Here is a 13,077-nt window from a genome sequence, read left to right as displayed (position 1 = left end):
CAGGTAAGTACGTTTTATCCTGTGTGGTTAAAGCTTCTCACCGTTGTTGGCAATTACTTCTTTGTACCAGTTAAAACTCTTCTTGCGCGAACGCGACATGTCGCCGGTACCGTCATCGTGCTTGTTCACGTAGATAAAGCCATAGCGTTTGCTGTATTGGCCGGTAGTGAAAGAGACGCAGTCGATGCAGCCCCACGGCGTGTATCCCATCAGATCCACGCCATCATACGTAACGGCTTTCATCATCTCTTCAACGTGGGCTCGTAGGTAGTCGATACGGTAATCGTCGTTAATGCTGCCGTCTTCTTCTACTTTGTCGTATGCGCCAAAGCCATTTTCTACGATAAACAGGGGTTTTTGATAGCGCTCATATAATTCGCATAAAGCATAGCGCAGACCTACTGGATCAATCTGCCAGCCCCAGTCGGAGGCTTTGACGTGTGGGTTAGGCACGCTGCCTTCGAAACCGGAAATCGCATCTCCGCTGCCGCCTTCCGCTTTCACGGCGTTGGTCATGTAGTAGCTGAAGCCAAGATAATCGCAGGTGCCTTCACGCAGGATCTGCTCATCTCCATCTTCCATTCTGATGGTGAATTCACGACGTTCCCATTCGTTAAGCACATAGGACGGGTAATAGCCGCGAAGTTGAACATCAGTAAAGACATAGCGTTCACGCATTGATTCCTGCGCGAACATCACATCTTCCGGCTTACAGGAGAAAGGATACAGTGGGACCATCGCCAGCATACAACCGACTTTCATTTGTGGATTGATGCGACGCGCTGCTTTCACCGCCAGTGCACTGGCAATAAACTGGTGATGCAGTACCTGGTACATGGTTTCTTCCGGATTTTCATGCTCGGTGTACACCACGCCTGAGCAGCAATAGCCGAACAATGGAGCGCGCCAGTTACGCTGGTTGTTTATCTCATTGAAGGTCATCCAGTATTTGACTTTATGCTTATAGCGTTCAAAGACGACTTCAGCAAACCGAACAAAGAAATCGACAACTTTGCGGTTGGTCCAGCTACCGTATTGCTGTACCAGATGTAGAGGCATTTCGAAGTGGGAGAGGGTAATGACTGGCTCGATATTGTACTTAAGCAGTTCATCGAACATGTCGTCGTAGAACTTCAGTCCTTCTTCGTTCGGTTGGGTTTCGTCGCCTTTCGGGAATATACGGGTCCAGGCGATGGATGTACGAAAGCATTTGAAGCCCATTTCGGCAAACAGCTTAATGTCTTCTTTGTAGTGACCGTAAAAATCGACCGCATCATGATTCGGATAGTATTTGCCTGGTACAACGTCCTGGGTGATTTCGCGCGGAACGCCGTGGGCACCGCCGGTGAGTACGTCACAAATGCTGGGCCCTTTGCCGCCTTTGTTCCAGCCGCCTTCAACCTGATGCGCCGCAACCGCGCCGCCCCATAAAAAATCTTTCGGTAAGGTAAGTTTTTTCATCTGCGCTCAGTCTCAAATTAATACAATCTGATTTTGAGTCTAACAAAGGAAAGATAAATGTCACGATATAACAAAATAGCGCCAATGTGATTTGTTACATCAAAAAAACAGATTGTTTTTTTTACACTAATTTTTTCGCCAGTTTTCGTCCGAGTGATTCCAGAATATAAATGACGGGGATTTGTGTAGTAATATCATATACGCCCGCAATTCGGGTCTGCGGGACGTGCCAGGAAAGATTAAAGTCAGCCAGCTTCGCCAGTCGTGAGTGTTCATGGCTGGTGACAGAGAGCACTTTACAGTTGTGCAGGCTGAACTGGCTGGCGAAACGCAGGATCTCTTCTGTTTCACCGGAAACGGAAAGGACGATTGCCAGTGCGTTTCGGGCCATATCATTGGTAACCGGGAAATAAGGATCATCAATATGGTTGCTGAATTTTCCTACATTAGAGAAAAAACGTGCACCATATTTTGCTAAGGCTCCTGAGGTACCTGCGCCAACAAATATAATACGTTCGGAAGATAATATAATATCGACAGCTTGATTGAGTAGATTATCAAACTCGTCGTTATTCACGCCTTTAAAGAAGCTGATAATTTCGCTGGCACCAAAATTACTCTGTTGTGGTTCATTCTGTTCTAAATATAATTTAAAGCGTACGCGGAACTCCGAGTAACCTTCACACTTCAGTTTACGACAAAAGCGCAGTACGGTGGTGGTGGAGACTCCAGCAGCGTCGGCCAGTTCGCGGATGGTCATGTACATGACTTTGTCACGGTTCTTGATGACATAGTTGTAGACCAGCATCTCAAGATTGTTGAGACTGGCGATGGCGGCGTGGGAGAACATACTCACAATGGCAAAACTCACTCATCAGACTTCATTTACAGGGATAATAACATGCAGCCAAATGACATCACTTTTTTTCAGCGTTTCCAGGATGACATTCTGGCCGGACGCAAAACAATCACTATACGCGATGAGTCCGAATCACATTTCAAAACGGGCGACATCCTGCGAGTTGGGCGCTTCGAAGATGACGGCTATTTCTGCACTATCGAAGTTGTCGGTACATCGACTATCACACTTGATACGCTGACGGAAAAACATGCCCGGCAGGAAAATATGACGCTTGATGAGCTTAAGCGCGTGATTGCAGAGATCTATCCGCATCAAACGCAATTTTATGTGATTGATTTTAAATGTCTTTGAGTGTTTTGGTACGGCTGTTAGCTGAAAAATAAAAACTAATTATATGATTTATATTAATTATTTATTATCTGGTAAATATTTTAGCTAACAGGTGTTCACTGGAACCATTCTCAGTTACGCTAGAGGCGCAATCACGAAAGTGTTCGTTTCTCCGGAGTAACTTATGGTTCAGAAACCATTAATCGCGCAGGGATATTCGCTGGCTGAGGAAATAGCCAACAGTATCAGTCACGGTATCGGGCTGGTGTTTGGGATCGTTGGACTGGTGCTGTTGCTGGTTCAGGCGGTGGATACCAATGCCAGCGCTATGGCCATTACCAGCTATAGCCTGTATGGCGGCAGTATGATCCTGCTGTTCCTCGCCTCAACCTTGTATCACGCGGTTCCGCATCAGAGAGCGAAGGTCTGGCTGAAAAAATTCGACCACTGCGCTATTTATCTGCTGATCGCCGGGACCTATACGCCATTTCTGCTGGTGGGCCTGGATTCACCGCTGGCGCGAGGGCTGATGGTTGTTATCTGGAGCCTTGCTCTGCTCGGTATTTTGTTCAAACTGACCATCGCCCACCGGTTTAAGATCCTGTCGCTGGTGACCTACCTGACAATGGGCTGGCTATCACTGATTGTGGTATATCAACTGGCGATAAAACTGGCGGTAGGCGGCGTGACGTTGTTGGCGGTAGGCGGCGTGATTTATTCGTTGGGCGTCATTTTCTACGTCTGCAAACGTATCCCATACAACCATGCTATCTGGCACGGGTTTGTGCTGGGGGGCAGCGTTTGCCACTTCCTGGCAATTTACTTGTACGTGGGGCAGGCTTAATGCCGGATGGCCGCTAACGCCACATCTGGCCTACGGGATAGTAGGCCATAAGTCTGCGTGCCAGCAGGCATTATTCTTTTATTCTTCCAGCGAATACGGCAGCGGTACAATATGCAATGTTTTGGCGTCGTCACGAACGCGGAACACGCTGTCGGCTTCCATGTCGTTATTCATCACAACCTGTACCAACAACTGACCATCTGCCAGTTGCACCGCAGCGAGAACGGTACCCGTACGGCGCCAGTTTTCACCCATTTTTAGTTCCAGGTCTTCACCGGCTTCCGGCACCCGACTGGCGGCGCCTGCCAGCGACCAAAGCGCACGTTTGTTGGCGCCGCGGAATTTAGCACGGGCGACCATCTCCTGGCCGGTATAACAGCCTTTTTTAAAGCTGATCCCACCCAGAGCCTGTAGATTAGTAGCCTGCGGAATAAACTGCCCGCTGTTGACGGAATCAATCACCGCAATTCCTGCTTCGATATCCAGCGCCAGCCACTGTTGACTGTTATTTAACTCTGCTTCGCCGCGAAGTTTCTCGACGAGCATTTCTGCCGTTGCGACATCGACGATCAGCAGGAAACGTTCGGCTGGATGTTCGAACCATAATACCGTGGATGTGCCTTCGGTAATTACCTGTTTATCGCTGCCCGGTAGTTCATTAAAGAGGCCGGTCAGCGCTGCACGTGCCTGGAACCCAGCGACGCCCAGCAGAACGCGCTCGTCGTCAGGGGCAATCACCACTTTGGAGAAAACGGCGTATTTTTTCAGCTCAGTAAGCTGAGTGTCGCGCAGACTGCGGCGTTCAAGCCACGCAAATCCGTCACCGTGACGGAACAAACGTAGGTTGCTCCACATTTTGCCTTTGGCATCACAATGAGCTGCCAGCACATGCTGGTGCTCGGTCAACTGACTGACATCCGCAGTGACTTGACCCTGAATATACTTCTCACTGTCGGCACCCGTAATGGTGGCGAGAGCCCAGTCATCAAGCGTCATCAGCGTCAGAGGCAAACGAGTTGACGCACAAGGCTGGCGAGGAGGAAAAGATGTAAAAGCCATAATAATGTCCTGATTTGCTTAACGCAGTAATAATGACTAATGGTAAAAGAGCTATAGCCCATTGCAAGCGGTTTAAACACCCTATTTGTGCCATATATTAAGCTTTGCGAAGAGACATCCAAAAATGGTGAACCCTTTAACTTAATGTGGTTTTATTTTGCGTTCGTGCTTCCGATTACTGATATTCCCGCAAAAGAGCGTGAAAAACACGTTACAATAGCCGAGTACTTCGTTTTCGTGAGACAGAGAGAAGAACATGGATATTAACAACAAAGCACGTATTCATTGGGCATGCCGTCGCGGCATGCGTGAGTTGGACATTTCAATTATGCCGTTTTTCGAACACGAGTATGACAACTTGAGTGACGACGAAAAACGGATCTTTATCCGTCTGCTGGAATGTGATGACCCGGATTTATTTAATTGGTTGATGAATCATGGGAAACCGGCTGATCCACAGCTGGAGCAGATGGTACGGCTCATCCAGACACGGAATCGGGAACGTGGTCCAGTGGCAATCTGATTTACGCGTTTCATGGCGCGCACAGTGGCTTTCGTTACTTATTCACGGGCTGGTCGCGGTGCTTATTTTATTGATGCCCTGGCCATTGAGCTACACCCCATTATGGCTGGTGTTGCTCTCTCTTGTAGTGTTCGACAGCGTGCGCAGCCAGCGTCGTATTAACGCCTGTCAGGGAGAGATCAGACTCTTGATGGATGGTCGTCTACGCTGGCAAGGGCAAGAGTGGACTATTGTCAGCGCACCCTGGATGATTAAAACAGGCATGATGTTGCGATTGCGTTCAGAGGCCGGAAAACGTCAGCATCTGTGGCTGGCGGCGGACAGTATGGATGACGCTGAGTGGCGGGATTTACGGCGGTTAATGTTGCAACAGGCGCCGCAGAAATAACACTGACGGTAAGGCTACAGACCTTAACCGTCAGTCAGAAGCAACTCAGGACCAGTGCTCGGCCATTTCTCCGAGAATTTGTTCACACCAGGCCTGGATACGTTCATCGCTGAGATCGTACTGGTTGGTTTCATCCAACGCTAAACCAACAAACAACTGCCCATCGGCAATGACGGGTTTATCGCTGGTGAATTCATAGCCCTCTGTTGGCCAGTAGCCGACAAACTTTACGCCTTTGGTGACGAGTTTATCATGCAGCATACCCAGCGCATCCAGGAACCATTCGCCGTACCCCAGTTGATCTCCCATGCCGTAAAGCGCGACAATTTTGCCTTCCAGGTTGAGGTTATCCAACTGATCCCAGACCGCTTCCCAGTCCTCCTGAATTTCACCGAAATCCCAGGTTGGGATACCCAAAATGAGCACGTCGTACTGCTCCATTAAGGTCGGGGAATCATCCTTGAGGTTGTGTAATGTCACCAGCTCGGGACCAAGGATATCGCGGATTTTTTCTGCTGCCATTTCGGTGTAGCACGTGCTGGAACCGTAAAAAAGACCCATGTTCATTACGTAAACATCTCAATTCTGCTGTAGCGTTGCGGGTAGTGTATCAGAATCGCCGCAATCGCGGCACAATGAGGCATAATGCATCAAAAGTGAGAATGATATAAGGGGCGCGAGTGGAACAGGATCTGGCGCGCATCGAGCAATTTCTTGATGCCCTGTGGCTGGAACGAAATCTGGCGGAGAATACGTTAAGTGCGTATCGTCGCGATCTGACCATGCTTGTCGAATGGCTACACCATCGTGGTGTATCGTTGGCGACAGCGCAAAGTGATGACCTGCAGGCACTGCTGGCCGAGCGGATGGATGGCGGGTATAAAGCCACCAGTTCCGCGCGATTATTGAGTGCAATGCGGCGTTTTTTTCAGCATTTGTACCGCGAAAAATTTCGCGACGATGATCCCAGCGCCTCGCTCGCCTCACCTAAACTGCCGCAGCGTCTGCCGAAAGATCTCAGTGAAGCACAGGTAGAACGGTTGTTGCAGGCTCCGCTGATTGAACAGCCGCTGGAGCTACGTGATAAAGCCATGCTGGAAGTATTGTATGCGACGGGTTTGCGCGTTTCAGAACTGGTGGGGCTGACAATGAGTGATGTTAGCTTACGTCAGGGCGTGGTGCGCGTGATCGGTAAAGGTAACAAAGAGCGGCTCGTACCACTGGGTGAAGAGGCTGTGTACTGGCTGGAAACTTATCTGGAACATGGTCGTCCGTGGTTGCTGAATGGCGTCTCGATTGACGTGTTATTTCCCAGCCAGCGTGCACAACAAATGACCCGTCAGACCTTTTGGCATCGTATTAAACACTATGCTGTGTTAGCGGGGATAGACAGCGAAAAGCTGTCACCACATGTGTTGCGGCATGCTTTTGCTACGCATTTGCTCAACCATGGCGCTGACTTGCGCGTGGTGCAGATGCTGCTTGGGCATAGCGATCTCTCAACCACACAGATTTATACTCATGTCGCAACGGAGCGCTTGCGTCAATTACATCAACAGCATCACCCGCGAGCGTGAGTGCTGACAGGAAAGGATAGGTTATGAAAAAACGTTTTATGATGCTCACCCTGCTGGCTACGGCGTTTTCAGGCATGGTGCATGCAGACGATGCGGCGATTCGCCAGTCATTAACTAAGCTGGGCGTACAAAGCACCGAAATTCAGCCCGCCCCAGTTGCGGGAATGAAAACCGTACTGACCAACAGTGGTGTGCTGTACGTCACTGAAGACGGTAAGCATATTATTCAGGGACCGATGTACGACGTAAGTGGCGCAAGTCCGGTGAACGTCACCAATCAGCTGCTGATGAAACATCTGAACGCGCTGGAAAAAGAGATGATCGTCTATAAAGCGCCGCAGGAAAAACACGTTATCACCATTTTCACCGACATCACCTGCGGCTACTGCCACAAGCTGCATGAAGAGATGAAAGACTACAATGCGCTGGGGATCACCGTGCGCTATCTGGCCTTCCCGCGTCAGGGACTGGAAAGCCAGGCCGAGCAGGACATGAAGTCTATCTGGTGCGCGCAAGACAAAAACAAAGCCTTTGATGATGCTATGGCAGGCAAGAGTGTGAAACCGGCGACCTGCGATGTGGATATTGCTAACCATTACGCGCTGGGCGTGCAGTTTGGCGTGAGTGGAACTCCGGCGATTGTCCTGAGCAACGGCTATGTTGTTCCAGGCTACCAGGGACCAAAAGAGATGAAAGCGTTCCTGGATGCGCACCAAAAACAGACCAGCGGTAAATAATTCGCGTGAAACAACAGATACAACTTCGTCGACGTGAAGCCGACGAGACAGCCGAACTGCCTGCAGAATTACCGCCTTTGCTACGTCGTTTGTACGCCAGTCGTGGTGTATGCAGTGCCCAGGAGCTTGAGCGTAGCGTGAAAGGGATGTTGCCGTGGCAGCATTTGAACGGCGTCGAAAAAGCGGTTGAGATCCTCTATAACGCATTTCGCGAGGGAACTCGCATTATTGTAGTGGGGGATTTCGACGCTGATGGCGCGACCAGTACGGCGCTGAGCATCCTGGCTATGCGTGCATTAGGCTGTAGCAACATTGACTACCTGGTGCCCAACCGCTTTGAAGACGGTTATGGTTTAAGCCCGGAAGTGGTGGATCAGGCTCATGCCCGGGGCGCCCAACTGATTGTGACTGTCGACAATGGCATCTCCTCCCACGCTGGTGTTGAACATGCCAGAACGTTGAAGATACCGGTGGTGGTGACCGATCACCACCTGCCTGGGGATACCCTGCCGGATGCAGAAGCCATCATCAACCCTAACTTGCACGACTGTGAATTCCCGTCGAAATCGCTGGCGGGTGTTGGAGTTGCCTTTTACCTGATGCTGGCACTGCGCACCTTCCTGCGTGATAAAGGTTGGTTTGATGAACGCGGTATCGCACCACCAAACCTGGCGGATTTGCTTGATCTGGTGGCATTAGGCACGGTTGCCGACGTTGTGCCGTTGGACGCGAATAACCGCATCCTGACGTGGCAAGGGTTAAGCCGTATTCGCGCAGGAAAATGTCGTCCTGGTATTAAGGCGCTGCTTGAGATTTCGAACCGCGATCCGCAAAAGCTGGCCGCCAGCGATTTAGGTTTTGCGCTGGGTCCACGCCTGAATGCGGCTGGTCGGTTGGATGATATGTCCGTCGGTGTTGCACTATTGCTGTGCGATAACATTGGCGAGGCGCGAGTGCTTGCCAATGAACTGGATGCACTCAACCAGACGCGCAAAGAAATTGAGCAGGGTATGCAGACGGAAGCGCTGACGTTGTGCGAGAAGCTTGAGCGTAGTCGTGAGGCGTTGCCCGGTGGATTGGCAATGTATCATCCTGAGTGGCATCAGGGTGTGGTAGGGATTCTGGCGTCGCGCATAAAAGAGCGTTTTCATCGTCCTGTAATCGCCTTTGCACCTGCCGGTGACGGCACACTTAAAGGTTCTGGTCGGTCAATTCAGGGACTGCACATGCGTGATGCGCTGGAGCGGCTGGATACTCTCTATCCGGGCATGATCCTTAAGTTTGGCGGCCACGCTATGGCGGCTGGTTTATCGCTGGAGGAAGCACAGTTTGAACGATTCCAGCAGCGCTTTGGTGAGCTGGTGACTGAATGGCTCGACCCAGCTTTACTGCAGGGGGAAGTCGTGTCGGATGGCCCGTTGAGTGCAGCGGAAATGACCATGGAGGTCGCGCAAATGTTGCGTGATGCCGGACCGTGGGGACAAATGTTCCCGGAGCCGCTGTTTGACGGGCGTTTTCGCTTGCTTCAGCAACGCCTGGTCGGCGAGCGTCATTTGAAGGTGATGGTGGAACCCGTTGACGGAGGGCCACTGCTCGACGGTATTGCGTTTAATGTTGATACCAGTTGCTGGCCGGACAACGGCGTTCGTGAAGTTACGCTTGCCTATAAGCTGGATATCAACGAGTTTCGCGGTAACCGAAGCCTGCAAATCATCATCGATAATATCTGGCCAATTTAGCGTCATCTTCTCTATAAAAAAGAGCGTGGATTGGGTACAATCCCGCTCTTATCACCGCATTTTGACTAGTCCAATAAAAGAAATCAGACCATGTTTGAAATTAATCCGGTAAATAACCGCATTCAGGACCTTACGGAGCGCTCTGACGTTCTTAGGGGGTATCTTTGACTATGATGCCAAGAAAGAGCGTCTGGAAGAAGTAAACGCCGAGCTGGAACAGCCAGACGTCTGGAATGAACCAGATCGCGCTCAGGCGCTGGGCAAAGAACGTTCCTCCCTTGAGGCCATTGTCGACACGCTCGACCAGATGAGCCAGGGCCTGGAAGATGTTTCCGGCCTGCTGGAGCTGGCTGTAGAAGCCGACGACGAAGAAACCTTTAACGAAGCCGTTGCTGAACTCGATACGCTGGAAGATAAACTGGCGCAGCTGGAATTCCGCCGCATGTTCTCCGGCGAATACGACAGTGCCGACTGCTATCTCGATATTCAGGCTGGCTCTGGTGGTACTGAAGCCCAGGACTGGGCAAGCATGCTGATGCGTATGTATCTGCGTTGGGCTGAAGCACGCGGCTTTAAAACAGAAATTATTGAAGAATCTGAAGGTGAAGTGGCGGGTATTAAATCCGTGACCATCAGAATTGCTGGCGATTACGCTTACGGCTGGCTGCGTACTGAAACCGGTGTGCATCGTCTGGTACGTAAAAGTCCGTTCGATTCCGGCGGTCGCCGCCATACGTCGTTCAGCTCTGCATTTGTATATCCGGAAGTCGACGATGATATCGATATCGACATCAATCCGGCGGATCTGCGTATTGACGTGTATCGTGCCTCCGGGGCGGGCGGTCAGCACGTTAACCGTACGGAATCTGCGGTGCGTATCACCCACATCCCTACCGGGATAGTGACGCAGTGCCAGAACGACCGTTCCCAGCACAAGAACAAAGACCAGGCCATGAAGCAAATGAAAGCAAAGCTTTATGAACTGGAAATGCAGAAGAAGAATGCCGAGAAACAGGCGATGGAAGACACCAAGTCCGATATCGGCTGGGGTAGCCAGATTCGTTCTTATGTCCTTGATGACTCCCGCATCAAAGACCTGCGTACCGGGGTTGAAACCCGCAACACGCAGGCGGTGCTGGATGGCAGCCTGGATCAATTTATCGAAGCAAGTTTGAAAGCAGGGTTATGAGGAACCAAAATGTCTGAACAACACGCACAGGGCGCTGACGCGGTAGCCGACCTTAACAATGAACTGAAAACGCGCCGTGAGAAGCTGGCCAACCTGCGCGAGCAGGGGATCCCGTTCCCGAACGATTTCCGTCGCGATCATACCTCAGACCAACTGCACGCTGACTTCGACGCGAAAGAAAACGAAGAGCTGGAAGCGCTGAACATCGAGGTATCTGTTGCTGGTCGTATGATGACCCGCCGCATTATGGGTAAAGCATCCTTTGTTACGCTGCAGGACGTTGGTGGGCGTATTCAGCTGTACGTTGCACGCGACGATCTTCCGGAAGGCGTCTACAATGAGCAGTTCAAAAAGTGGGATCTGGGCGACATCCTCGGTGCTAAAGGTAAGTTGTTCAAGACTAAAACTGGTGAACTGTCTATTCATTGCACCGAACTGCGTTTGCTGACCAAAGCTCTGCGTCCGCTGCCGGATAAATTCCACGGCTTGCAGGATCAGGAAGCGCGTTATCGTCAGCGTTACCTGGATCTCATCTCCAACGATGAATCCCGCAATACTTTTAAAGTGCGTTCACAGATCATGGCGGGCATTCGTCAGTTCATGGTTGGTCGCGGCTTTATGGAAGTTGAAACTCCGATGATGCAGGTGATCCCAGGCGGTGCCGCAGCGCGTCCGTTCATCACCCATCATAATGCGCTTGATCTGGACATGTACCTGCGTATTGCGCCGGAACTGTACCTCAAGCGTCTGGTGGTTGGCGGCTTTGAGCGTGTGTTCGAAATTAACCGTAACTTCCGTAACGAAGGGATCTCCGTTCGCCATAACCCAGAGTTCACCATGATGGAACTCTACATGGCTTATGCGGACTATAAAGATCTGATCGAACTGACCGAATCTCTGTTCCGTACGCTGGCACAGGACGTTCTGGGTACGACTGAAGTGCCTTACGGCGATGAAGTTTTCGACTTTGGTAAACCATTCGAAAAACTGACCATGCGCGAAGCGATTCAGAAATACCGCCCGGAAACCAATATGGCGGATCTGGACAACTTCGACTCAGCTAAAGCTATTGCTGAATCTATCGGTATCAAGGTTGAGAAGAGCTGGGGCCTGGGTCGTATCGTAACTGAGATCTTTGAAGAAGTTGCGGAAGCGCATCTGATTCAACCGACCTTCATTACTGAGTATCCGGCAGAAGTGTCTCCGCTGGCGCGTCGTAACGACGAAAACCCGGAAATCACTGACCGCTTCGAATTCTTCATTGGTGGACGTGAAATCGGTAACGGCTTCAGCGAGCTGAATGATGCAGAAGATCAGGCGCAGCGTTTCCAGGATCAGGTTAACGCCAAAGATGCTGGTGATGACGAAGCGATGTTCTACGATGAAGACTACGTAACCGCTCTGGAACACGGTCTGCCGCCGACAGCTGGCCTGGGTATTGGTATTGACCGTATGGTTATGCTGTTTACTAACAGCCACACCATTCGCGACGTGATCCTGTTCCCGGCTATGCGTCCGGTAAAATAAGCATTACGCGAAAGCACGCAACCCCGGCATTTGTCGGGGTTTTTTACTTTTGCTGCGCGAAAGAAGACAACATATTTCTCGCTTCGCTATTCGTCGCCTGCATTACCATCCACGGACTGAACGCCCATGGCGTAGCATCAATTCCACGCAAAACACGCGATAAATTGCACCATTGATAATCCATCACTTCATCACTGTTTGGCAGCAATTCACTGGTAATTCGTGCGGCAAAAACCGGGCACACTTCGTTTTCGACGATGCCATTCGGGTCGGTGGCGCGGTAATGGAAATCAGGATAGATCGACACGGGAGGCGTTATTTCCACACCCAGCTCAAAGCGACAACGACGGATCACCGCCTCCTCATTACTTTCTCCCTGCTGTGGGTGACCACAAACCGAGTTGGTCCACACGCCGGGCCACGCTTTTTTACTCAATGCGCGGCGGGTTACTAATAGTTGGCCTTCACGGTTAAAAAGCCAGCATGAAAATGCCAGATGTAATGGGGTATCAGCCGTGTGCGCGGTATATTTTTCCAGCGTACCCGAGGGAATTCCCTTTACATTCAGCAAAATGACATGTTCCGTTTGCATGATTTCTCACATTTAATTCTAGTCACTCGTCATTATAGATAACAGAAGAGTGAAATGATTAACCATGTGAGTGTTTATCGGCATCCGACGGTAGCAATGCGGATGCCGACAGGGAAAGGTAATTAAAAAAGCAGCATCATATATTTGAAACGGCTTTCAATGGCCATTGCAACGCAGTCAGAAATGACAGGAATAGAAATCAGAAAGAGCAACAGCAGACTGAATATTGCGCGTATTAAAAGATTCATA

General features: G+C 50.6%; 15 protein-coding genes. 9 read left to right on the top strand and 6 right to left on the bottom strand.

All coding sequences use genetic code 11. The annotated features are described in order from the left end of the window. Positions 1-27 precede the first annotated feature (27 nt). Both bglA and AACS05_RS19440 read right to left on the bottom strand, forming a co-directional pair. The gene (gene bglA, locus AACS05_RS19445; protein ID WP_045447269.1) at positions 28-1,461 is read right to left on the bottom strand and encodes a 6-phospho-beta-glucosidase BglA; all 1,434 of its coding nucleotides are present in this window, start codon (positions 1,459-1,461) and stop codon (positions 28-30) included. A gap of 121 nt (positions 1,462-1,582) precedes the next feature. Beyond that, complete coding sequence (locus AACS05_RS19440) at positions 1,583-2,311, bottom strand: MurR/RpiR family transcriptional regulator (protein WP_045449772.1); 729 nt, start codon at positions 2,309-2,311, stop codon at positions 1,583-1,585. 51 nt (positions 2,312-2,362) lie between these two features. On the opposite strand from AACS05_RS19440, the gene yqfB reads away from it, so the two are divergent. Beyond that, entirely contained in the window at positions 2,363-2,674 is a 312-nt protein-coding gene (yqfB, locus tag AACS05_RS19435; RefSeq protein ID WP_045447266.1) for a N(4)-acetylcytidine aminohydrolase, read from the top strand. Positions 2,675-2,837: 163 nt separating this feature from the next. Next, positions 2,838-3,497, top strand: a complete 660-nt coding sequence (trhA, locus tag AACS05_RS19430) for a PAQR family membrane homeostasis protein TrhA (protein WP_045447262.1) — start codon at positions 2,838-2,840, stop codon at positions 3,495-3,497. Positions 3,498-3,575: 78 nt separating this feature from the next. Here trhA and ygfZ read toward each other — a convergent pair whose 3' ends face one another. After that, positions 3,576-4,556, bottom strand: coding sequence for a tRNA-modifying protein YgfZ (gene ygfZ / locus AACS05_RS19425; protein WP_045447259.1), 981 nt, complete (start codon positions 4,554-4,556; stop codon positions 3,576-3,578). A gap of 256 nt (positions 4,557-4,812) precedes the next feature. Between ygfZ and sdhE the strand changes: the two genes are divergently transcribed. Together sdhE and AACS05_RS19415 are read left to right on the top strand one after the other, a co-directional pair. Continuing rightward, the gene (gene sdhE / locus AACS05_RS19420) at positions 4,813-5,079 is read left to right on the top strand and encodes an FAD assembly factor SdhE (RefSeq protein WP_045447256.1); all 267 of its coding nucleotides are present in this window, start codon (positions 4,813-4,815) and stop codon (positions 5,077-5,079) included. Continuing rightward, complete coding sequence (locus tag AACS05_RS19415) at positions 5,060-5,467, top strand: protein YgfX (protein ID WP_045447253.1); 408 nt, start codon at positions 5,060-5,062, stop codon at positions 5,465-5,467. The genes sdhE and AACS05_RS19415 overlap by 20 nt, the downstream gene beginning before the upstream one ends. A 45-nt stretch (positions 5,468-5,512) precedes the next feature. Here AACS05_RS19415 and fldB read toward each other — a convergent pair whose 3' ends face one another. Then, complete coding sequence (gene fldB / locus AACS05_RS19410) at positions 5,513-6,034, bottom strand: flavodoxin FldB (protein ID WP_045447250.1); 522 nt, start codon at positions 6,032-6,034, stop codon at positions 5,513-5,515. 113 nt (positions 6,035-6,147) lie between these two features. Here fldB and xerD point away from each other — a divergent pair, with 113 nt between their 5' ends. From xerD to lysS, 5 genes are all read left to right on the top strand, one after another. Beyond that, positions 6,148-7,044: a site-specific tyrosine recombinase XerD gene (gene xerD / locus AACS05_RS19405; protein WP_045447247.1), complete on the top strand. Its 897-nt coding sequence runs from the start codon at positions 6,148-6,150 to the stop codon at positions 7,042-7,044. A 23-nt stretch (positions 7,045-7,067) separates the two neighbouring features. After that, the gene (gene dsbC, locus AACS05_RS19400; protein ID WP_045447244.1) at positions 7,068-7,781 is read left to right on the top strand and encodes a bifunctional protein-disulfide isomerase/oxidoreductase DsbC; all 714 of its coding nucleotides are present in this window, start codon (positions 7,068-7,070) and stop codon (positions 7,779-7,781) included. Positions 7,782-7,786: 5 nt separating this feature from the next. Further along, positions 7,787-9,520, top strand: coding sequence for a single-stranded-DNA-specific exonuclease RecJ (gene recJ / locus AACS05_RS19395; RefSeq protein WP_045447240.1), 1,734 nt, complete (start codon positions 7,787-7,789; stop codon positions 9,518-9,520). 90 nt (positions 9,521-9,610) lie between these two features. Continuing rightward, positions 9,611-10,709 (top strand): peptide chain release factor 2 gene (gene prfB / locus AACS05_RS19390; protein WP_136345251.1). Its coding sequence is split into 2 segments (ribosomal slippage): positions 9,611-9,685 and positions 9,687-10,709, totalling 1,098 coding nucleotides; the frame shifts between segments, so codons are not numbered across the junction. Positions 10,710-10,718: 9 nt separating this feature from the next. Next, entirely contained in the window at positions 10,719-12,236 is a 1,518-nt protein-coding gene (lysS, locus tag AACS05_RS19385; RefSeq protein WP_045447234.1) for a lysine--tRNA ligase, read from the top strand. Between the two features lie 43 nt (positions 12,237-12,279). On the opposite strand, the gene idi is transcribed toward lysS, so the two are convergent. Together idi and yqfG are read right to left on the bottom strand one after the other, a co-directional pair. After that, positions 12,280-12,828, bottom strand: coding sequence for an isopentenyl-diphosphate Delta-isomerase (gene idi / locus AACS05_RS19380; protein WP_045447231.1), 549 nt, complete (start codon positions 12,826-12,828; stop codon positions 12,280-12,282). Positions 12,829-12,950: 122 nt separating this feature from the next. Then, positions 12,951-13,076, bottom strand: coding sequence for a protein YqfG (gene yqfG, locus AACS05_RS19375; protein ID WP_136345252.1), 126 nt, complete (start codon positions 13,074-13,076; stop codon positions 12,951-12,953). Position 13,077: the final 1 nt, after the last annotated feature.

Origin of the sequence: Citrobacter sp. S-77 (assembly GCF_963864895.1) — a bacterium.
Classification (GTDB): Bacteria; Pseudomonadota; Gammaproteobacteria; order Enterobacterales; family Enterobacteriaceae; genus Citrobacter; species Citrobacter murliniae.
The sequence above is the reverse complement of the archived record's forward strand: the minus strand, read 5'-3'. Positions and strand labels throughout refer to the sequence as shown.